The organism is Thioalkalivibrio thiocyanodenitrificans ARhD 1, from assembly GCF_000378965.1.
GTDB lineage: Bacteria > Pseudomonadota > Gammaproteobacteria > Ectothiorhodospirales > Ectothiorhodospiraceae > Thioalkalivibrio_A > Thioalkalivibrio_A thiocyanodenitrificans.
Genome location: NZ_KB900536.1, coordinates 1,334,533 through 1,356,643 on the forward strand (window position 1 = coordinate 1,334,533; position 22,111 = coordinate 1,356,643).

General features: G+C 61.3%; 16 protein-coding genes and 1 CRISPR repeat array. Of the genes, 2 read left to right on the plus strand and 14 right to left on the minus strand.

The features are described 5' to 3' along the window. Positions 1–169: 169 nt before the first annotated feature. The 8 genes from THITHI_RS0106315 to THITHI_RS0106350 all read right to left on the minus strand — a co-directional run bounded on the left by THITHI_RS0106315 (position 170) and on the right by THITHI_RS0106350 (position 13,118). Positions 170–727 carry an HD-GYP domain-containing protein gene (locus THITHI_RS0106315; RefSeq protein ID WP_018232228.1) on the minus strand — a complete coding sequence of 186 codons (558 nt, stop codon included), beginning with the start codon at positions 725–727 and terminating at the stop codon, positions 170–172. A 274-nt stretch (positions 728–1,001) separates the two neighbouring features. Beyond that, complete coding sequence (locus tag THITHI_RS0106320; protein WP_156820487.1) at positions 1,002–1,529, minus strand: hypothetical protein; 528 nt, start codon at positions 1,527–1,529, stop codon at positions 1,002–1,004. Positions 1,530–1,558: 29 nt separating this feature from the next. Next, positions 1,559–1,714 carry a hypothetical protein gene (locus THITHI_RS20565; RefSeq protein WP_018232230.1) on the minus strand — a complete coding sequence of 52 codons (156 nt, stop codon included), beginning with the start codon at positions 1,712–1,714 and terminating at the stop codon, positions 1,559–1,561. Positions 1,715–2,247: 533 nt separating this feature from the next. Beyond that, complete coding sequence (locus THITHI_RS0106330; RefSeq protein WP_018232231.1) at positions 2,248–2,682, minus strand: hypothetical protein; 435 nt, start codon at positions 2,680–2,682, stop codon at positions 2,248–2,250. Between the two features lie 20 nt (positions 2,683–2,702). Continuing rightward, positions 2,703–3,356, minus strand: coding sequence for a M50 family metallopeptidase (locus THITHI_RS20140; protein WP_083908671.1), 654 nt, complete (start codon positions 3,354–3,356; stop codon positions 2,703–2,705). A gap of 216 nt (positions 3,357–3,572) precedes the next feature. Next, on the minus strand, positions 3,573–4,043 hold the full coding sequence (locus tag THITHI_RS20990; protein WP_232199389.1) for a hypothetical protein: 471 nt from the start codon (positions 4,041–4,043) through the stop codon (positions 3,573–3,575). Between the two features lie 333 nt (positions 4,044–4,376). Continuing rightward, positions 4,377–10,877: a CRISPR direct-repeat array (repeat unit 36 nt; unit sequence GCTTCAATGAGGCCGTGGCGTTCTGCCACGGAAGAC). A gap of 232 nt (positions 10,878–11,109) precedes the next feature. After that, a complete protein-coding gene (cas2, locus tag THITHI_RS0106345; protein WP_018232235.1) occupies positions 11,110–11,400 on the minus strand; it encodes a CRISPR-associated endonuclease Cas2 in 291 nt (96 codons plus the stop codon). A 5-nt stretch (positions 11,401–11,405) separates the two neighbouring features. After that, a complete protein-coding gene (locus THITHI_RS0106350; protein ID WP_018232236.1) occupies positions 11,406–13,118 on the minus strand; it encodes a CRISPR-associated endonuclease Cas4/Cas1 in 1,713 nt (570 codons plus the stop codon). 79 nt (positions 13,119–13,197) lie between these two features. Here THITHI_RS0106350 and THITHI_RS0106355 point away from each other — a divergent pair, with 79 nt between their 5' ends. Further along, positions 13,198–13,515, plus strand: coding sequence for a ribbon-helix-helix protein, CopG family (locus THITHI_RS0106355; RefSeq protein ID WP_018232237.1), 318 nt, complete (start codon positions 13,198–13,200; stop codon positions 13,513–13,515). Continuing rightward, entirely contained in the window at positions 13,503–13,856 is a 354-nt protein-coding gene (locus tag THITHI_RS0106360; protein WP_018232238.1) for a type II toxin-antitoxin system PemK/MazF family toxin, read from the plus strand. The genes THITHI_RS0106355 and THITHI_RS0106360 overlap by 13 nt, the downstream gene beginning before the upstream one ends. Here THITHI_RS0106360 and THITHI_RS20145 read toward each other — a convergent pair whose 3' ends face one another. Genes THITHI_RS20145 through THITHI_RS0106390 form a run of 6 tightly spaced genes read right to left on the minus strand, consistent with a single transcriptional unit; the run spans position 13,857 to position 22,022 of the window. Further along, complete coding sequence (locus tag THITHI_RS20145; RefSeq protein WP_269646189.1) at positions 13,857–14,054, minus strand: helix-hairpin-helix domain-containing protein; 198 nt, start codon at positions 14,052–14,054, stop codon at positions 13,857–13,859. It lies immediately after the preceding gene. Positions 14,055–14,083: 29 nt separating this feature from the next. After that, positions 14,084–15,589: a type I-G CRISPR-associated protein Csb2 gene (gene csb2 / locus THITHI_RS0106370; RefSeq protein WP_018232240.1), complete on the minus strand. Its 1,506-nt coding sequence runs from the start codon at positions 15,587–15,589 to the stop codon at positions 14,084–14,086. Positions 15,590–15,625: 36 nt separating this feature from the next. Beyond that, positions 15,626–16,645, minus strand: a complete 1,020-nt coding sequence (gene cas7g, locus THITHI_RS0106375; protein ID WP_018232241.1) for a type I-G CRISPR-associated RAMP protein Csb1/Cas7g — start codon at positions 16,643–16,645, stop codon at positions 15,626–15,628. 25 nt (positions 16,646–16,670) lie between these two features. Next, on the minus strand, positions 16,671–19,154 hold the full coding sequence (cas8g1, locus tag THITHI_RS0106380; protein ID WP_018232242.1) for a type I-G CRISPR-associated protein Cas8g1/Csx17: 2,484 nt from the start codon (positions 19,152–19,154) through the stop codon (positions 16,671–16,673). After that, a complete protein-coding gene (locus tag THITHI_RS0106385; protein ID WP_018232243.1) occupies positions 19,147–19,653 on the minus strand; it encodes a nucleotidyl transferase AbiEii/AbiGii toxin family protein in 507 nt (168 codons plus the stop codon). The genes cas8g1 and THITHI_RS0106385 overlap by 8 nt, the downstream gene beginning before the upstream one ends. Beyond that, positions 19,650–22,022, minus strand: a complete 2,373-nt coding sequence (locus THITHI_RS0106390; RefSeq protein ID WP_018232244.1) for a CRISPR-associated helicase/endonuclease Cas3 — start codon at positions 22,020–22,022, stop codon at positions 19,650–19,652. Before THITHI_RS0106390 ends, THITHI_RS0106385 begins: the two co-directional genes overlap by 4 nt. Between the last annotated feature and the right edge of the window lie 89 nt (positions 22,023–22,111).

The window sequence follows — 22,111 nt, forward strand, 5'->3', positions numbered from 1 at the left end:
CCGACCGCAGCGACGACCGACCGATTCTGCGCCGGGACCACCGCCAACATGGGAAATGTAACACGCAGGCATCTTATGGCTGAACGTCAACCGCCCGCGCGGGCATGTCGGCGCACACGTCGGTGGGTAGCACGAGGCGGCCATGGGTGCGGGAACCCATACCCGTGTCTTACGCCAGGCACGATCGACGCATTACCTCGCAGAACGGGCTCAGCAACGCCGGATCGTAGCAGCGGGCGTCATTCTCCATGAGCCGCAGGGCTTCATCGGGGGACACGCTCTGATGGTACGGCCTGTCCATCGTCATCGCATCGAAGGAATCCAGGATGCGCACGATCCTGGCAAACAGGGGAATGGCTTCCCCCTTGAGGCCCTCGGGATACCCCGATCCATCAAAGTTCTCGTGATGAAAGCACACGATCTCGGTGATGCGGGGATCCAGATCCAGCGGCGCCAGCAGATCACGGCCAAGCCGGGGGTGCTCCATGACCAGGGAAAACTCTACGGCGGTCAGCCGGGCGGGCTTGTTCAGGATGTGGTCGCTCAGGGACAACTTGCCGACATCATGCACCCGCGCGCCGAAGCACAGCAGGTCCGTCTCCCTGGACGAATACCCCAGGTGCTGTGCCAGGAGCGCGGCACTCTCTCCCAGATTATCGTGGTGTTCCGCCAAGGCGGGATCACGGCCTTCCACCATGCCCGCCACAAACTGAATGATCTTCTTCATAGCCAATTCCATTCCCTTTTTGTTGTTTTATAGGGAATAGTGCCATATTTCGGACGGCCAAAACGATGTCCGGTGCGGCTGCGGCGATCGGTGGTCTCCCGGGACCAATCGGCTGCCACCGCCCGGAAGGACCAGTGCACCCGTAGGAGCCCGGTCCTCCGGGCGATCGGGGTTCAGCTTCGGCAGGATCGCCCAGGGGACTGGGCTCCTACGGGGCGGGGCGTCCGGTAGGAGCCCGGTCCTCCGGGCGAAAGGGTTCAGCCCGGGCAGGTGGTCATCGGCTGATGAGGGTCCGGTAGTTGGAAACCTGTTCACTCAATCGGTTGACGGCCTCACCATGCTCATCGGCCCGGATCTTGATCTCCATGCCCACGGCCTGGCCCATGGCTTGTCCACCGTGTGTTGCGGCCGCCGCACACATGGACGACACAACGGCTTCCGGCCAGGCCAGCGCAGGATTGTACGTAATCCCTTCCGCAACGCAGGCACCCAGCGCCCCGACAGCGGTTGTTCGACATCCGAGCAGGACGCCATAGTTCTGGGTCGTGCCGTCACCGGAACAAACACAACTGGCGCTGACGGGTATGGACCCTCCGGGGCAAACCGCTTCCGCGATCCCGATATCGAATTCAGCCCCGTCCACCGGAAAGATCGCCAACTGCGTGATGGACTGGTCGGTTTTCTGTTTCAGGTGCTGGAAGTTCTGGTTCACATCCGCCGCCCGTGCCGGCTGGCCGGACTGGAAGATATGCGGGACTTCAGCGTACGCGGCCCCCGCCAGACAGAGCAGTGTGATAAACATCAATTTCCTCATGATTGCATTCCTCCGATTCAGTGCCAATTGTGCTGATCCCACGCCCCCTGATCCCATACCAGGGATTCGGCACCGGGGTCGGGGGGCATCGGGTCAGAGCCGCCGCTGCCGCCGCCGCCGCATGCGACGAAAAGCAGCGCGATCGACAGCAACAGGAAACATCGGACTTTCATGATGGTCGCTCCTCCATTCAGGCGTTCGCCCTCGCGGCACCGGAAGCCCTCCACGGGGAGATCGCTGGACGATGATTGCCCGGGACGCGGCCCTGGCGAAGACGGGCACGCCAGTACACGCAAGACCCTGCCGAGCCTTGCGGGCGAACTTGCGCTGGATGCCGGTGATCGGTTCAGGTGCCACGTGTTCCCTCCCTGGGCAGTTGTCGTTCAAGCGGCGCCCGTGGGGACCTGTGGGAACACATCAGCCTGCCGGGTGGTTCGCCGCTTTCCAGGCAGGTTGTAACACCCCCGGTGGCTCAGAGATTGAGCCTGCACGAAACGGAGATGTGAATCGGGGGGAGATAGTGATGGGAAACGGGTATCCTTGTTACGCGCTGGATTCGGGAGGTATCCGAACCGCTGTCCTATGCCACGCCCGGCCGCATCCTCAAGGTCCGGGTCATGTCGGATGATCTGGATGAGGAGATCCGTCTGCCGGTGCAGACATACGCCTGAGAGCGCCCCTGATGGGCCGAGCCACTGCGTCTCATCTACTTCCAGTCCAGCAGCGGAAGCCCGGCACCGATTCGAAAGTCCATGTGTCGGCTTTCCCTGATAACACCTGCCTCCACAAGAAAGGTGCGCTCTTCCTCATACCAAGGGTTGTATCCATCCCGAAAATCGATCAATTCGCCGGCATGGGCCCTGATCGTGCCCGTATACCAAGCGGCATGAATGGGATCATCGCAGGTCATTCGACACATGCCCTCGAGACCCAGCAGATAGAGCAGTGAATCCCGTATCTCCCAGGTGCCGAGATATCTCCGCCAGCACGCGGTAGTAAATACGGCGCCGGGTGCACCTTGGCTGCGTGCGAGGTCCCAATCAATACGTTCGATCCAGGGATGATTCTCGGGGATCACGAGCTCGTCCATGCGCATGGTTCTGCCCGCAATGATAAGCGTCTCACGGTGCTGGATCGTCATGACGAACCCTCACATCAGGCCTATGCACAAAGATCGGGGAATAGTGAAAGCTGGTTCCGACCCTTTCCCGCTCCTGCCAAGAGTGAAACAACCTCGCTTCCGGACATGATCGGGGTGCGGGTCAGGGCTTCGGCCAGGATCGTGACGTAATGCCATACATTCGGTGACATGAGGTAGTCACTCACATCATCAACCAGGGACTGATAGTGGATCGCGTTATGAGATAAGGCCGCCTCCATATAGGTCAGGAGCGCCGCCACCTTGTCGAGATCAGCAGAGCCCCCGGCCTCAAAGAGATCCCGTGCGCGCGAGTACTCCTGATCGGCGATCGGCCCGGCCAGAAGAATCCGGATGGTATCCAGCAAACGACGAATCACATGCGGATCCTTGCGTTCTCCCTGAGCCGAGAGCCAGACAGGAGGCCCGGACCGTTCCTCACGCGTATTGCCGGAACGTGGTGAAGTCACCGCCACTTCCTTCAATCGCCGTCCAACCAGGAGTGTCATGACGGCGTGACCGGACTCATGGAACGCTACTTGCTCGACGGAGCGCCTGTCCTCCCACCCAATCGAGGCCAGCCATCGGGTCTCGGATCGCGCACGGAAATCTTGCGCTACCCCGCGGTAAGTCATTCTCCCGCCCGCCGAATATCTGGATTGACGTCCACAGATCATCCCTCAGTCCGCGACATCCCACGGCCAGGGCGTTTACCTGGTCTGGATCTTCCCCAGACTTGCGTAATAGCAGGTAAACCTCCGGCGGCAGCTCCGCCCGAAGCTGCCTGGTCAGTCAGCCGATCCATGTCAGTCGGAATCGGATATCTGTTGACCCCTCGGCTCCGACCGCCATATGACCCATCCATCGCACCGCCCCTTCCACTGCCTGCATGCTCAGTCGTCCGAGCCGCCTTCTCCCCTGCGCATCGCCAGCCTGGCCATGCGGAGTTCACCGTAAAGATGCCTCATCAATGCCTCCCTGACGTACTCGCTCAAGGTCATCCCGTGAACAACCGCCAATGCGGTGAGCTGCTCCTTGACTTCCTCGGGCACGGACGTCTTGACCTCATGCGTACATTTGCCGAGCGGATTCGAGTTTCCTCCACGTGAGAAGCGGATATCCGGATCATCCATATCTTGCCTTCCATTGTGACTGCCCATCGACCCTTGGGCAGATTGCTTTCCTATCACCCGTCCGACCTTAGCCAAGGCAAGCCAGAAAGCCGAGGGCGAGAATAGGGCCTGAAAACGTCGTATCGACGACAACCATACCATCAGTAACCCAGAGAGAATCTCCTCGACGTCCCCGGTGGCTTCGATCATCACATAGGTTCCATGGATATCCGCGCGATAATCTCGGCTCATGTAGGAGCCCGGTCCTCCGGGCGATCCTGCCCAAAACCAAACCCCGGTCGTCCGGGCGAACCGATTATTGTCGACGCACGCTTTCCATTCGAGACGTTCAAGAATCAGAGAACCTCCTGGGCAGCTTCGCATCCTCTGTGCCCTCAATATGCTTTCGCCGGCACTAAGCCTTCCACAAGGTCTTGCCTTCATCCGCGAGCCGGTGCATACGCAACGGCGACGCCATGATGTTGCCAATGCAGGTCAGGCCGTCCAGATGGTCCAAGGGCAGCGGGAGTCATGATGTAGAGGGTATTGGGTAGCGTATACATGGCAAGGCGCATACCAAGGGGTGCTTCAATGAGGCCGTGGCGTTCTGCCACGGAACACACCAAGCCCAACTAATCCGGCACCCCTACGGACACGCTTCAATGAGGCCGTGGCGTTCTGCCACGGAACACCGGGCCGGTGGCCGGTGACCTGCATGGGGTCGACGCGGCTTCAATGAGGCCGTGGCGTTCTGCCACGGAACACTGTAAATCCTTGCTCCATCTCGGCTCTGACGATCATGCTTCAATGAGGCCGTGGCGTTCTGCCACGGAACACGGTGGAGGTGGCATTTATGGAAGTCTCCGGCCGCCGGGCTTCAATGAGGCCGTGGCGTTCTGCCACGGAACACGCTGCCGGACGCCGGCCCGCGGGATGCCCTTGCCCTCGCTTCAATGAGGCCGTGGCGTTCTGCCACGGAACACGCCTGCAGCTATCAGATCGCATCTGGCGCCTGGACCGGCTTCAATGAGGCCGTGGCGTTCTGCCACGGAACACCGGACAGGCTTCCGCCTGGGTCGTTCAGCCGTGTCGGGCTTCAATGAGGCCGTGGCGTTCTGCCACGGAACACCCGGAAGCCTGGCCCGCGCCATCAAGGGCTTCTGCCACGCTTCAATGAGGCCGTGGCGTTCTGCCACGGAACACAAACTCGCCCAGTACGGGCTGCATGTGACACAGCCGGCTTCAATGAGGCCGTGGCGTTCTGCCACGGAACACTGGGCTGGGGGCACGAAGATAAATATTTCAGCCGGCCCGGCTTCAATGAGGCCGTGGCGTTCTGCCACGGAACACAAATCGTGTTCACTGACTGGACCCGGAACTACATCTTGCTTCAATGAGGCCGTGGCGTTCTGCCACGGAACACCTGCTGTCCCGGTATTCCACCGACAAGACCATCGCGCTTCAATGAGGCCGTGGCGTTCTGCCACGGAACACGATGACTTACTACAACCCCACGGCCGAGGATCTCGCGCTTCAATGAGGCCGTGGCGTTCTGCCACGGAACACGTTCAAGTCACTCAACCACATGCACGTGGACTTCTTTGCTTCAATGAGGCCGTGGCGTTCTGCCACGGAACACGACGTTGGTGTTCGCATCGTCGGGCTCCTCCACCGCGACGCTTCAATGAGGCCGTGGCGTTCTGCCACGGAACACCGGGCGCTTGCAGTGGGGGCATTTCGGTGGCCCGGAGGCTTCAATGAGGCCGTGGCGTTCTGCCACGGAACACACCACCAGATCCCGACGCGACGTAGTTGCTGTGCGTGGCTTCAATGAGGCCGTGGCGTTCTGCCACGGAACACCTTGGGCTTGGGCCTCTGATCTGCTTCTACGCCACGGCTTCAATGAGGCCGTGGCGTTCTGCCACGGAAGACCCCGCCGGAGGAACCGATGCCGAAGCCTGATGATCCGCTTCAATGAGGCCGTGGCGTTCTGCCACGGAAGACACGTTTCGCCTGATTAAAGCACCGGTCTGGCGCCGCGTGCTTCAATGAGGCCGTGGCGTTCTGCCACGGAAGACCACCCCGCACCATGCGGGCATGAGCCGATTCCGCCCCGCTTCAATGAGGCCGTGGCGTTCTGCCACGGAAGACGAGCCGGTAGACCGGCCGTGGGTCCGCGGCCCGCAGCTTCAATGAGGCCGTGGCGTTCTGCCACGGAAGACGTCATCCTCCCGCTGCGCCTCTGCTATCCGTGTTACGCTTCAATGAGGCCGTGGCGTTCTGCCACGGAAGACGCTACCACGACGCCGAATCCGCCCGCGCCCACTCCCTGCTTCAATGAGGCCGTGGCGTTCTGCCACGGAAGACGTCGTCCAGGTAGGGCAGCACCGCGCGCCGGTTGTAGAGCTTCAATGAGGCCGTGGCGTTCTGCCACGGAAGACGGGGATGCGCACCGTGCGCCGGGCCGGCGCGGCCGTGCTTCAATGAGGCCGTGGCGTTCTGCCACGGAAGACACCACGCAGCCACCTCAATGGCGTCCACGTCGCCGCTTCAATGAGGCCGTGGCGTTCTGCCACGGAAGACGCCGTAGCCGTCTGCGCAGTTGCCGTGATAGATGCGCTTCAATGAGGCCGTGGCGTTCTGCCACGGAAGACCCAGACCCACCGGGGCATGGGCGCCAGCCTGCCGGCGCTTCAATGAGGCCGTGGCGTTCTGCCACGGAAGACGAAGCAACGAGAGCCAGGAGGACCAAGGCATGAACGGCTTCAATGAGGCCGTGGCGTTCTGCCACGGAAGACGTGGAGTGGACGGAATACGGCCTCGAGGCCGTGCGGCTTCAATGAGGCCGTGGCGTTCTGCCACGGAAGACGCGCTGTCGGTGCGCAGGATGAGGCCGATGTCGTCGCTTCAATGAGGCCGTGGCGTTCTGCCACGGAAGACGTGGAGATCCGGTAGATGAATGCCTTGACCAGCAGGCTTCAATGAGGCCGTGGCGTTCTGCCACGGAAGACGCGGGTCGAGTGGGTTTTTCATCCTTTGACGGTCTGGCTTCAATGAGGCCGTGGCGTTCTGCCACGGAAGACGGTACGTCATCGTGGGGATTTGGTTGTTGTTGAGCGCGCTTCAATGAGGCCGTGGCGTTCTGCCACGGAAGACATGGTATCCGGCTGACGCCCGACAACGCGGTTGATCTCGCTTCAATGAGGCCGTGGCGTTCTGCCACGGAAGACAAGGGCGGCGCGCGCGCTGGAGTAGTTGGTCTTGGAGCTTCAATGAGGCCGTGGCGTTCTGCCACGGAAGACCACACCGCGGACTCCATCCGCGAGGGTCTGCGCGCGCTTCAATGAGGCCGTGGCGTTCTGCCACGGAAGACTCCGCGGTCGATGGGCTGGATCTGTCGGGGGGCACGGTGCTTCAATGAGGCCGTGGCGTTCTGCCACGGAAGACAGCATGATCCGGGGTCTTTCAATTGGCTAAGATCGGAACGCTTCAATGAGGCCGTGGCGTTCTGCCACGGAAGACTATTCGGGCGGACTGATCCGTCGTCGCCAACGGAAGGCTTCAATGAGGCCGTGGCGTTCTGCCACGGAAGACGCGAGGTGGTCCAGAGGCCGGTGACCGTCTGGAGCGGGCTTCAATGAGGCCGTGGCGTTCTGCCACGGAAGACGATGCCCTGCTCAGTCACATAGTCGCCACCGCCGGCGGCTTCAATGAGGCCGTGGCGTTCTGCCACGGAAGACGAGTAAGCAAGCCGCCTACCGCGCCACAGACGGCACGCTTCAATGAGGCCGTGGCGTTCTGCCACGGAAGACCTCGAAGCGCTGGCCGGTTTCCGGGTCCATCACTTCGCTTCAATGAGGCCGTGGCGTTCTGCCACGGAAGACGTGTCAAGATGCGTGCGTGCCGCATTCAGTCGCCCATAAGCTTCAATGAGGCCGTGGCGTTCTGCCACGGAAGACCTGATGGCTTCGGCAAGCTGTTCGCGAAACTCGTCGTTGCTTCAATGAGGCCGTGGCGTTCTGCCACGGAAGACCACTGCCATTACTGCGATTCCCCGCACTTGGCCGGCGCTTCAATGAGGCCGTGGCGTTCTGCCACGGAAGACGTAGGCCCCCCCGACCCACGTCGTCGTCGGCATGGCCAGGCTTCAATGAGGCCGTGGCGTTCTGCCACGGAAGACGTCTCGACCGGAGAGGAGTCGATCACCTGCTACATGCTTCAATGAGGCCGTGGCGTTCTGCCACGGAAGACAGCGCACCCGCACGGGCCTGGGGGCTGCCCCGGAAGGCTTCAATGAGGCCGTGGCGTTCTGCCACGGAAGACGGAGGGTGACGTAAGTCATTGAAAAATGGCGCGCCCGGCTTCAATGAGGCCGTGGCGTTCTGCCACGGAAGACGCCGTGGTGTTCCGCGCCCGCTTCTCCATCCCCAGTGCTTCAATGAGGCCGTGGCGTTCTGCCACGGAAGACCAGACGCTCGGAACGGAATGGGGCAGGGACCTCGTGCTTCAATGAGGCCGTGGCGTTCTGCCACGGAAGACACGCAGCGCGTACTATCATATGACCACGGTCGGGGAGCTTCAATGAGGCCGTGGCGTTCTGCCACGGAAGACCCGCGGCTGTCGGCGTGATGCTGATCATCGAGGGGATCAAGCTTCAATGAGGCCGTGGCGTTCTGCCACGGAAGACCGCGCTCGTCGGTGGGTACCAGGAGAGCTGCGTAAAGCTTCAATGAGGCCGTGGCGTTCTGCCACGGAAGACCGCGCTCGTCGGTGGGTACCAGGAGAGCTGCGTAAAGCTTCAATGAGGCCGTGGCGTTCTGCCACGGAAGACGTCAGCGCCCGGGGCCTGGACAAGATACTCCAGACCCTGCTTCAATGAGGCCGTGGCGTTCTGCCACGGAAGACGCGTGTCCCAGGGTTTCATCGGGTGTTTCCTCCTACGTGCTTCAATGAGGCCGTGGCGTTCTGCCACGGAAGACAATAATCATCAGAACCACCTCCCAATAGCAACCAGCCGCTTCAATGAGGCCGTGGCGTTCTGCCACGGAAGACCCGCCTGTGGCCTCGGGGAATGCCTCTGCCTCGTAGAGCTTCAATGAGGCCGTGGCGTTCTGCCACGGAAGACGCACCGACACATCACGCCGGTTTCCGGGTCGGTCCAGGCTTCAATGAGGCCGTGGCGTTCTGCCACGGAAGACGCCACGGACGGCGCCAGACAGGAGGATACAGATATGGCTTCAATGAGGCCGTGGTGTTCTGCCACGGAAGACCCGATGAAGTCGTGGCGCGAGCTGAACTGTTCCATGTGCTTCAATGAGGCCGTGGCGTTCTGCCACGGAAGACTCGGTTGTCAGCGCCGACCATGTGGGTGCAGTCGAACGCTTCAATGAGGCCGTGGCGTTCTGCCACGGAAGACAGGTGCTGAACGGCGCGGGGCTGGTACGGGCGGGGGCTGCTTCAATGAGGCCGTGGCGTTCTGCCACGGAAGACGGCGCCCAACGGGGAGTCCGACAACTCTGTGCGCGTGCTTCAATGAGGCCGTGGCGTTCTGCCACGGAAGACAAGTCGGCCAGACGCCGAGCGATCTCGTGGCGATCACGGCTTCAATGAGGCCGTGGCGTTCTGCCACGGAAGACCCTATATCCTTGCTGCCGACTATGTCGCCGACCCCGCTTCAATGAGGCCGTGGCGTTCTGCCACGGAAGACTCTCTGGTGGACGCAGGCTGGCGAGCGCCACAACACGCTTCAATGAGGCCGTGGCGTTCTGCCACGGAAGACGCGGACTCCGTCGGACTGGTTGGGCAGCTCAACGTCGCTTCAATGAGGCCGTGGCGTTCTGCCACGGAAGACACCGATCGTGGACGGAGATTGATCTGGAGCATGCCGCGCTTCAATGAGGCCGTGGCGTTCTGCCACGGAAGACCATGAACCCCAGCGATTGGGGTGAGATCGAGCGGCTGCTTCAATGAGGCCGTGGCGTTCTGCCACGGAAGACACAGACCACCCAACAGGGCACCACCGATCCCGCCCAGCTTCAATGAGGCCGTGGCGTTCTGCCACGGAAGACGGTATCTCAAGGATCGAGGTTTTGACGACAAGGAAGTGCTTCAATGAGGCCGTGGCGTTCTGCCACGGAAGACCCAGAGGCTTGGCGGGTCCCCTTTCTCCAGGGGGCAAGCTTCAATGAGGCCGTGGCGTTCTGCCACGGAAGACGAGACAATCGGGGATGTCACTGGTTCCGCATATCACGCTTCAATGAGGCCGTGGCGTTCTGCCACGGAAGACGTTTCAGATCGACCTCGATCCCGATGGCGAGAAAGGCTTCAATGAGGCCGTGGCGTTCTGCCACGGAAGACGACGGCGCCGGACGATTACGAGCATATCTGGGGCGGGCTTCAATGAGGCCGTGGCGTTCTGCCACGGAAGACCCTCGCTGTACCACTTGACCACGCCGTCGGGGCCGAAGCTTCAATGAGGCCGTGGCGTTCTGCCACGGAAGACCCTTGTGATCTGCGATGCGCGCCTTGACCGCGGCCTCGCTTCAATGAGGCCGTGGCGTTCTGCCACGGAAGACACCGACAGTCGCGCCCCTTTTCCCGCCGATCATGCCACGCTTCAATGAGGCCGTGGCGTTCTGCCACGGAAGACGCCGCGTTCGATCACGAGATCAGCGGTCGGGCGCCGACGCTTCAATGAGGCCGTGGCGTTCTGCCACGGAAGACCTCGCAGTGCGCGCGCTCGTATTCGAGTTCCGGGGTGCTTCAATGAGGCCGTGGCGTTCTGCCACGGAAGACCGCGGATCTCGCCTGGCGGGACTGGCCGCGGGACAGGGCTTCAATGAGGCCGTGGCGTTCTGCCACGGAAGACGACCTGATTCGGCGGCGCATCAATGCGGCCAGGGAGGCGCTTCAATGAGGCCGTGGCGTTCTGCCACGGAAGACTCATTAACATTTTCCAATAATCAAGAAGTTGCCGTAGCTTCAATGAGGCCGTGGCGTTCTGCCACGGAAGACGACACGAGAGCAGGCGCAGCGGCAGGCGGATGTGCTGCTTCAATGAGGCCGTGGCGTTCTGCCACGGAAGACAGCCCTCGCAGAGGTGCAAACGAAACGGGGCCCAGAGGGGCGATTTTCGAGCACTCCCGACTTCCACACGAATCCATACATCGTCGGGCTCCTGCAAGGACCGGACAACCAGCATTTTAGTCCGAGTTTTCAAAGAGCTGAAGCGCTTCGAGCGCTGCCCGGGGTTACTCGAACCACAGCAGCACTCGAATGGCTTCGGCGCGCGCCACCATGACTCACGCCATCCACAAGCCTAGATGATGACAGGCTCTCTGGGAACCGGTGCGAAATCCTTTCCCAGGCTGACCACTCGGGGCGCAACCTTGTCCGCCAACCCCACGTCAAGGATCACGATGTGATCCTGCTCATGGTGGATGATTCCGTCCAGAAGAGCGATCAGTTCTGCATGGCGCTGCCGGCTCATGCGGCACTGGAAGACCGATAGCTGAACCCATTCACCGTAACCGCGCATCAAACGGAACACCCGGCGCCAACGCTTCTGGTCGCTGATGTCGTAGGTGACGATATAGAGGTGTTCGTCCATGGACGTCACCGGGTCGTGAAGTTCGGGTAGTCCGGCAGCTCGCCGAGAAGGTAGCGGGCGAGCAACCTCCCTTGCACTTCCAGAAGACGGCGATAACTGACACGGTACCCGAACAACGGGTGCGTGATCTCGTGGCTCATGCGCCGCTCGAAGGTTGCAATGAAACGCTTGCGTCCATCGTTGGTGAGGGAGACGCTGCCAGCGACGCTCTGGAAATCCGATGGGCGCACTTCACCGTTGTTGATCGCCTGAATGACACAGGAGTCCGCGATCAAGGGCCTGAACGGTTCCATCATGTCCAGTGCCAGGGCAGGACGCCCATAACGCGGCTGGTGATAGAAGCCGCGATACGGATCGAGGCCTACAGCGGAAAGCGACGCCGTCCAGGCGCGTGTCAACAGGGCATAAGCATAGGACAGCAGCGCATTGACCGGATCCGTGGGCGGGCGCCGGTTGCGTGTGGTGAAATCGAAGGACAACCCGGGGTCCGCGTCGTTGGGCTTCAGGAGTTGAGAGAAGGCCCCGAAATATCGCGATGCTGCCGCCCCCTCGATACCAAGCAACTCGGAAATGCCGGATACACGACGCGCCTTGCGAAGATCCACCTGAAGTCCGTCCATCAGATCCACGGGCTTCTCCTCCCCCTTCCAGTTGCGGCGCAGCAACGTTCGGCAGTTCTGAATCTTTGCCTCCACCAGCCCCTTGGCGATGTGCAGGCACTGGTGTTCCTCGAAACTTGCCTTGTACTGGGCGGAGCGGATCTCCACATTCTTGTGGCCGGTGCCCACCGTATGCCCCATGAACCAACCGCCGTAGGAATGCCAACTGACGGGAATCTCCCGCTGCATCAATTCCTGAAGGCACGGGGTAGTGATGTACACGTTGCCCATGACAATGACCTGGGATACGTCGAGCAACCGCACCGACTGCACCTTCTCGTCGTCCACCGTGACTTCCAGTGTCTCGCCCCGTTTGGCCAGCTTGGCCCCACGGGCCTGGATGTAAAGCGGCAGGGCCTCGTCCCTGGCCACGGCCAGGGGGCGGGGCGGTGTCTGCTCGTGGCGAATATAGTTGACCTCGTCGGGCAGACAGATGCCCACCAACGAGCAGCGCGGGCATTTCGGGCTGTCCTCCAGGGGGGTCGGGATCTGTCCGCCCGCGGCGACGAAGCGCAGACCGTTGATGGCGTTGAGCGTCAGCCCGCGCAACTCCTCGTCGAAGGGCACACGCACACGCTCACGGGATTCGGCAAAGTACAACTCACCTTCCTCGCAGGTGTAACCATGCTCCTCCAGGATCATGCCCTGCACGCAGAGTTGCACGCGTTCCGGCTCGTAGGCCCCCTTGGCCACATGAGGACGCTTGCCCCGCTTGTAATCCACCGGCGTGACGCGGTCGCCTTCGCCTTCCAACAGATCCATCCGGGCGATCAGGCCCAGACGGTTGGACGACAACGTGATTGAACGGGCGTGGTAGCGCTCACCCTCCTCCGCCACGGCAGCCGGAGGAAGGTCCCCGGCACGCTTGTCCACCCTGCGGTGCCGATAGCGCCCCTCCACGGTATCGGCCGACTCGGACCACTCCCCCTGCACCCATTCCAGATACGCCAGACGCGGACAGTACTGGTATTCATTGACCATGCGCGCCGGCAGCATGGGCATGTCCCCCGACAACTCCGGGAACGGAAGCGGCAGATCGGGCTGCTGCTGATCCTCCATAGCGGCTGGCCTCCCAGTTGCGAGCATCACAAGAACAAACTACATTATGTAATACATTTGGTAATACGAGATAAAGCACATGCCTGCAATCAGTCTCCGCCTCCCGGAAGAGATCGAGGCACGCCTCGCCGAGGAGGCCCGTATCGAAGGTCGGCCCCGCTCCGAAGTGGTGCGCGAGGCGATCGCCGAGTACATCACCCGCCGGGAACGGGAGCGGTTCATGGCGGACATGGTGGCCGCTGCCAATGCCCTCGCCGGAGATCCCGATGCCCTCGAAGAAATGCGAACCCTGGCGGAGGACTCCATCGAAGCAAGCAACGAGGCGCTGGACATCGCCGAGGAACGCAAGCCCGGCGAACCCTGGCCCGAGGAAACCGGCGATAAGTGGTGGCGCTGATGCGCCGCGGCGAGGTCTGGATCGCCAACCTCAACCCCAACAAGGGGGCAGAGATCGGCAAGGCCCGCCCCGTGATCATCCTGCAGGACAATGCGCTCCTCGACAGCCGGTTGCGCACCGTCGTGATCGTTCCGCTGACCACCCAGTTCCGTCCGGCATCGGCCCCCATACGCATCGCAATCAACGCCCGCGACCGCCTGCGCAAGGACTGCTATGCCATGACCGAACATCCGAGGACCATCGACCGCAGCCGCTTCAGTGAAGGGCCCTTGACCACACTCACAGCGGATGAGTTGGCCGGCGTCGAAAAGAGCCTCAAGGCGGTTATGGGGATGTGGTAGTCAGACGACACAGCCCCGATCCGCGTTCACCACATAAGGGCTCGCGCGCTCCTCCACGGTCCAGCGGATACAACGGGCGGTGCGCGGCCCGATACCATCCACCTCCTTCAACTCCGCGTCACCTGCCCGGATGACGGCCTCGACGGAACCGAACCGATCGAGCAACCGTGCCGCGCGCTCTGCCCCGACCCGGGGCAGGTAATGATGATTTCATGCCATGTTGGCGTTCATACAGCGCGATCCGTCACGGTGGAACAAGGCACGAAAACGCCCAGCCCGAAGTGGCAGGCGAAGCCGAGGGCCAGCGGGCCTTGCACCGGTTCTGGAAACGTCAGGCGCCAGAAGCTGCCGAGGCGATCGGGTTGCGTGAGCCCACGGCGGCTGCGGAAGCGCCGGAAATGTATGGGGCGACGTTTCCGGTTCTTTCCCACCCCAACCTCGTTAAACGGTTCCAGAATTATCGGCTCGGGCAAGTCGCGTTCGCGGCATTCGCGTTTGATCTGCGCCGGGATATCCAAACGCTTCTTTACATGCCAGGGATGGAGATACGGTGTGATGGATTCCCAAACCTCGCTGGGTTGTGTCAGGACGCTCGCGATTTCAGGGCGACCGATGCTTTCAATCACGAGGCGCCACTCGCCGCCGTCGCGGCTCCAGAGTTTTCTGACGCCTTCGACGATCCGCTGCGCTTCAGGCCGCATGCCGTCGGGAACATGCAGCAGTACGCGATCGATGTGGCCGTCGCGGTTGCTGTCCCAGGGAAGGTAAAACGCATGGCGATGGCGATTGCCTTCGGGCATGTCGTGACCGGAGAAAATGGCGGGCACCTTGTCTTCACCGCATGCGCGCTTGGCCTGACTCATGACGGCCATGCGCATCAGTTCGCCGATGCGTAACGCGTCCTCCACTTTAGGCAGGGGCTTGCCAACCAAGATGAAGCTTGCGCTGGTGGCGTCGGGAACCTCGATATGGGGCGTGGCGTAACGTGGCCGCAGCGCATCGATGGGGCGCAGGTAGCTCGTTTTACGCGCTGCGGGCGGCTGGTTCCAGCCCTGCTTGCGCAGGTCGGCCGTGTCCAGGCTGAGCGCGTCAAGCAATTTGTCAGGAAGCGTCCCGGCCAGCTTCTTCGCCGACCTTTTGTCGGCAAGAAACCCCTGGCGCTGCGACTGGTATTCGGCCGGCGGCAAGGGGGCATAGAGGGTGACCATCTCGCCCTTGAGTTCGCCGGTCTCGGTATCCAGCTCCGGTGTGCCCGGTGTGCAGTTAATCACCGGCGCTTCGGTGAGGCGCTTGGCCTCCACCCAGGACTCGGCACGCCCGAGGTAGCCCATGACGGACAATAGCTCATCGAGTAGCTCACGCTGGTCGTCGGGTAGTTCGACATTCGGCCAAACCACGGTCAGCGGCTCATCGCGGTTGACGGCCGTGAAGGCATCGAAGACCAGCGACGTCTTACCGGCGGCAAACTGCGGCATGTAATGGCGGGTATGGCTGTGGCTTGCCGCGGGCAGGGCGTATTCCGGCAATTCCTGCGCCAGCGATTCAATCAGGCCCAGCAGCGTGGATTCGCCATGCTTTCCGCTGTGCTTGACCTTGTGATGCCAAGTGGCGATCAGCCCGCGCAGGATGCGCCACGGTTCCGGCGGCCAAGCCACGGCGCCTTCGTTGACATGCCGGTCCCAGGGCGTGGCGTGGTAGCGCCCGGCGGGAAAGGTGAAGGATAGTGCAAGCATGGTTCAATCCTCGCCGTCTTCGTTCTCGTTGCTTCCTTAGTCAGCGCGATCTTCCGCTTTCTTGCCCTTCTTCGCCCTGCCGCCGCCGGTGTACGTTACCGTCGTGACTTCAAACCTAGAATCGGGTTTGGCGGCGTTGATCAGGCCTGGAAGCGCTTGTTCCAGGTCGGACAGAGAGGGGAGATCGAAGCCTGCCGGACGTTGAATCTCAATTCCTTTGCACTCCAGATCGCAGGCCGTGCGCAGGCGCAGGCCGTATTCGAGGAATGCACGCATCTTATAGAGTGCGAGTGTGACCAATAAAGTGTAGACCGACTCAGCTAACCCGTACCCACGCAGTTGAGCGAGGTCGAGATTGAAATAAGCGCAAATCTCGGGCGAGACGAATTCGTCGCGGGCGAAGGGCACGTTGCCATAACCCTCCTTTGCACTCTTACCCTCGCCTTGGCTCCCAGGCTGCACGATGTCATTTTTCACTCCACCGCTTGAAGCAACTTTGGTGTTGCTAGCCTCGATGAATGCGGACAACGCGCGTGGTAGCCGTAGCCGACCGCCTGCAAGATCGCTTTTCGCCATAAACACGCCATGCAAGAGAGCGTTGACGTCCAGCGTGAGCAACACCGAAGCCAACTTGCGGAGATCGACTATTCCCTTGTCCATTGCCGCAAGCTCAGTTTTGAGTTTGTCGAAAACTGGAGTGTCTTTACCATTCTCCCCAACTGCCTCTAGGACATAAGGAGAATTAATCCGGTGCGCCTCCAGTACAGAGTTGGTCAGCGGCTTGCCGTCCTTGTCGTTGACCTTGATGACGGACAGGCCCTTGAGCGGCTTAACCCAGTCGTTGGCCACCTTGTCCCAGCACACGGCCTCCATACGGTTGGCCATGCTCTGGGCGGATTCCACCAGCAGCATGGGCGTACCGTCAGGACCTTCGTACTGGGCGGCACCGATTTCGGGAAAACCAGTGGGCTGGAAGCGCGTCCCCTGCAGGGGCTTCAACTTGGCGCGAAACAACAGGCGGGGGGCATTCTCGAGCGCGGAAAGATCGAAGCTCATAATGTGTCTCCTTAGTAGTTTTGTTTCAAGCTGTTTCCGTTTCTCGCACCCGTTTGTTGAGAACACTGTCCGCTAGGGCACCAATAGCGCCATAACGCAGTGGAATCAGCAACGCGGCGCTGGCACGCAGCGGCAGAATGCTGTCCTCGCTAGGGAGGGCGTCGAGGCCGACGAGAGGTGGGATCCCTGAAGTGCGCAATCGACGCCATGCGGTCTGTACCGCCCGATTGCCGTGGTTGCCCGCGGCGAGCTGCGCCAGCATGCCGGCGGGCACATTCAGGCGCATGTTGTCGGGCAGCAGGCCCAGCGATCGCAGGATGCGATCGGGCGTCAGGCTCAGTTTCAGCAGGGCGAAGGCTGCGGGAACGGCGCCCGCGCCTGCCCCGCGCTCCAGATCCTGCGGGATCTCGCAGAGCGAAAGCCCCGGCAGCAGCGCCGCAATCCGCTCATCCATGGCGTCATCGCGCAAGAAGGTGCTGACGTCTTCCAGCGTGACGCCGGCAGCACTGTCGAGCGGTTTGTCCTGCATTTCCAGTTTTTCAGCGAGCCATAAACGGCGTTCAAGCAGGGAGCACAGGGTGTCGATCAATCGGCCCTTCTGCCCAGTGTAGATGCGGACTTTCTCCTTGACTTCAGAGTTCATCCATTGGTTGTACCTGCGCTGTACCGGAAAAATCTGGGCACGCAGCGGCAATGGCTCTTCACCCACGCCACGCAGCCCGGCCAACGCCTTGGCAATACGAAAGGAGGGCGTGCCGTCGTCAGCGGCTGTGACCCATTGTTCGGAAAGCCTGGGAATGGGCAGCACAGCTTCATGCGCCTTGGATCTGCTCGACAGGGCAAACTGGATCCTTCCAAGCAGAACCAGCAGCGATTGCGCCCCTGCCTTGTCCGGTTCGCGGCCCGAGAGAGCGAAAAGCCTGTCTTCCAGTCTCTTACGCAACATCAGGAAGCGGTTGGCGGTGTTGTCGCCTTGCGCAAAATTGCGAAATGCATCGAGCCAGCCGTAACGATTCAGATCGGTCATGACCCAGTTGTCATGGGCCACTTTTGGCACCTCGAACCGGCCCAAGTGCGTTGCCACGTAATAACCTTGTCCCCGCCGCTCATAGAATCCAAAGCGGTTAAAAGCGGATATGCCGCGCTCAGTGCCGAGTGACGATACGGCTTGTAGCATGTCGATGCCGCTATGTGCCTGACGTCTGCCCTTGGTGACGCGGCCTTCTGCAAGTAACGTGACCACCTCGGCAATCGTTGCTGCACCATTCCAAAGGGGCAACCAGAGTTCTGGTCGCGCGCTCTCTCTCGACGCCAGGCTTCCGCTGCCCGCGAAGCTTGGTGCCACGGCAAAAGGAAAGCTCGGTCGGCCGGATGCCGTTGATTCGAGTCTTTTGGTCGTGAGCGAAGCAAACAGAATCGCGCCTTCAATGGCAAGCACGCTGTCCCAGATATTTCCGCTTGATCCACCCTCGAAGCCCACGCTCATGTTTGCACCGCCCGTTGCGAACGTGTCGAGAAATCCAATGTTCGACGAAGACTTGCGTGGGACGGTGTCTGCAAACAGGCTATTGCCAAGTAGGCGGGTGGCCAGCGATGTTGGCTCGTCCGTATTCTCGTCGATCAATTCAAGCAGGTAGCCGACGTGATTAATGGAAAAATCCATGCTGCCTTCGTTCCCGCCGGAGCCGAGCAGCGGGCCAGGTGTTCGCTCATCGCCCGCCAAGGCAAAGCATGCGTCGATCCATGGCAGTACGGCGTCGTCGAGTTCGTTGCGAAGTGCGCGCAACAACGCGTTTTTGAAATCGGCTTCCTGGCGCTTGATCGCGGACAGATGGTCGGTGCCTGCCTGATCCAGCTTATTCGCCTTCTTGAGTGCCTCCAAGCGTTTGCGATCCGTGCGGGCCTGATCCAGCTGTTGGATCATCGATACGTTCCGGATCGCAGAAAAAATCTGTTGATACAACTCGAAGCGTTTTCCGACAGCATTCTCGATGCGCCCGAGGATGATGGCGCCTTTGCGCTTTGAGTCTTGTCCGTCATCACCCTCAAGGAAGCCTGCTCGGCCGCTCCAAGGTGAGATGATCGGCGTCGGAGCATACTCGTGCAGGAAGAACCGTTCGATAGCTGTACGATCCAGTGCAGTGCGTATCACAAGGCGGTCGCCGCGCCAGAAGCCACGCGCCTGTGGATCGCGGGCCGACAGCAGGCGCAGAACGCCCAGGGCCTTGAGGTAGTTGGCCAGCGGCGTGGGTGTGCAGCCGTCGAGCACGATGTCGTGAGGCGAGGTATCGGTGCGGTAATCTGCCCGTGGTTCGTGTACACCTGCGGCTGCGCCATGTACTGCTGCCTGTCGCGGCATGGTTTGCAGGCGTTCGGACAGTACCGTCAGTTGGTCCAGCGCTTCCAGGCGCTGGCGGACGTTTATGCGTTTCGCCTGCCGGAGTTGCTCGCGGCGGGCGCCATCGAACGTGGTCTTGCTCCAGTCGATGGGGCGTTCGTTGTCACTCATCGGGGTTCTCCTGCAGCCACTGGAGGTGCTGGATGTCGTCAAGGTCGCGAGGGCGGCCGGCCGCCTGTTTCATGCGGATAAGTGTGGGGATGGACACGAATCGAACATTGATGCCCGGCAGCAGTTCGCCTCGCATGGCGATGTCATACTCATGTGCGAAGTCGAACGGTTCGTACACGAACACGTCCACCGAAGTACCGGGGAAGGCATCGCTCTGGAAATTTAGCACTTGCATGCCTTTGTCTTCTCGCCAGCGTTGGCGTTGCTCGGGCTGCGCGAAGGCCTCCGCATCGATCGGTACGGTCGGTCGATAGCCGGTCCCGGCCAGGGCGTTGAAAGCCTGGCGGATATTGCCGGCATCAAGCGCGATCACCAGGTCGATATCCATGGTGAGGCGGATGTAACCGTGCGCGTTGACGGCGAGTCCGCCGGCCACGAGGTAGCGTACTCGCGCGGCATCCAACGCCTTGGCGACCGCATCGAAGGCGGCAAGCTTCATGGTTTCTGCTCCTCGGCCGAGGCGCGCCAGTCGGCCAGCCGCACCAAAGTTTCCAGCCAAGCCAGCCGGAAGGGGCCGTGGTGGTCCAACAGTTTCAGGGTGCGCTCGGTCCACGATGGTCCCTGTTCGCCCTCGCCGATCTCCATCAACGTCAGTTTGAGCGTGGTCTCGCGGCTGTGCTCGCCGTCGAAATCGAGTGCGGGTAGGGTATCGCCTTCCCAGACACCGCGGGCGAAGCGCTTGACGCCATCGGCCGCTTCCTCTGTGGGCATGGCACGCAGGCTCATGCGTACCTTGCCGTGGTGAGCAGCGATCAGATAGGCGACGAGGTCGGCACGCTCATCGCCGTCCTGTTGATCGAGCCAGGCGAGCATGGAGGCTAGCTCGTGACGAAAGTACGGACGTTTATGGCGCATCGGTCCTGGACAGTCAGATTTAGCCAGCAGTTCATCGTCGATGGTTCCCTTGCAGCGATACATAGACTTTTGGAATATCGCGTGTGCCTTACCCAAATCGTGCCAACGACCGGCTATGACGACCACTTCTGTGTGCGCCGTCTCGTTCACCTTCGCGCACAGTTCGGCGGCATGCCGAGCGACATGACCGAGGTGCTCGGGTAGCGCTACGGGCTTGGGTTGTTGCGAGCGCCAATCCTCGCTCATGGCGTCGTGTGGCGAGCGTGTTTCAACCGATATTACAGGGACTGGCGGCTTCTTGAGCGCGCCGTCGAAGCCGATCGCCTCGTCGTAACCCCCGTCGGCGGCGCGGAGCAACAACACCATGCCGGGGCGCGGATCGCGGGCCAGCTTGGTCCAGTGCTCGTCGAGCGCGTCCCAGCGCCAAAGCATGGTGTCCTTGCGTTTAGTGAACTCCATCGCCTGTCCAATAGATACCGGGCACAGCTCTCGGCGATCCGCCCTTCCCTGGATGTCCGGGGTATTGGGATCGTCTTTGAAGTCGCGCCAGAACACTTGCACGCCGGGCGTACCGGTGTCGCGGATGTAGTCGGACACGTCCACGTCGAAACCGGACAGGTCGGGGTCGGTATTGAATAGATCCAGCAGATCCTTACGACGCGGCACAGAGGTCAGTGGACGGGTTTCCTCAACGGCCGGCAAGTCCTGCGGACTGGCGCTGGCCAAACCATTCAATTTGCCACGTGCAGTCGCCAGTGCCTCATGTGTGTAGGGCAGTACATCGGCCTCATCCTCGATATCCAGCCACAGGATGCGTGCACCGTCCTGATTGTTCTCGCCATAACGATTGCAGCGTCCGAAGCGTTGCACCATGGAAGCCCAGGGCGCCAGTTCTGTCACCAGGGTCTTCGAAGAAATGTCCACGCCGGCTTCGATGGCCTGGGTGGCAACGATAATGCGGTCGGCGCCATTCTCATCGTGCAGACGACGCGCCTGCTCAGTGCGCTCAGCGGCACGGAAACGGGCATGGATCAGCAGATCAGCCTTGTCCGGACGGCTGTCGCACAACAACCGGAATAGTTGCTGCGCCCGTTCGACACGATTCAGGATGACCAGCGTCTGCGCCCTTGTGTCGTGGGCTTCCAGCACCAGATTGCAGAGATTTTCAAGATAGGTTTGCAGCCCCGCCTTGTTGCCGGCATCTTTCGACAGCGAAACCGGTGCTTTAGCAATCGATTTCACCGCGCGCAGCCGGTCACCAGCCTGCCTCCGGTCTTCATTACCGATCGCGCGCGTGGTGAGCGAATCCATGTGGCGATGAAGGTCCACCGTGTCCAGCCAGTCGCGATTCAGAGTAGCGGATACCCAGAGCGTGCGACTGTTCTTGGCGAGCGGGAAATCACGGCGAAATGCTTCCAGTTGTGCCGACGTGGCCAGCCCCGCACCCATCAACTGCACTTCGTCGAACACCCAGCATGCATCGTTGTGCAGCAGCGCGAAGTGGATCGGCCATTGATAGCGGCTCATGCCGTAGCCTCGCATCAGGGCGCGCGAAAGCAGCATGTCCTGTGTGCCGACGAGAATGGCGTCATCTTCGGGATAGCTTGTCCATTCTGCCTTGCGGATATCCTCTTCGCCTCCCATCAGGACGTTGACGCTGACCTTGCCTTCACCCGGCCTGCCGGAGAGATCGAGCGCCTTCAGCCAGCCTTCGATATTGGCGACCGTCTGCTCTACCAGCACGCGCATCGGCAGGCACCAGATCAGGCGGCGGGGAGTTGCCTCGTCACGCAGTTCGCGGCGTTTATAAAGCCAGGCCAGCGTGACGGCGGCGGTCTTGCCCAACCCGGTGGGCACATTGAGGGTGTCGGGCCACGAGGCCTCGGCGAGCCTGGCCTGATATGGGAAGGGCTCGAAGCCGGCTGCCTTGCTGAAAAATTCACTGTAATCCATGGCCGAGTCCTGATTGCAATGAGGCCGGGGATAGATCCCGGACAAAATACAACTATTTCAATGAATTAATAAACGACTCACATGCTTCA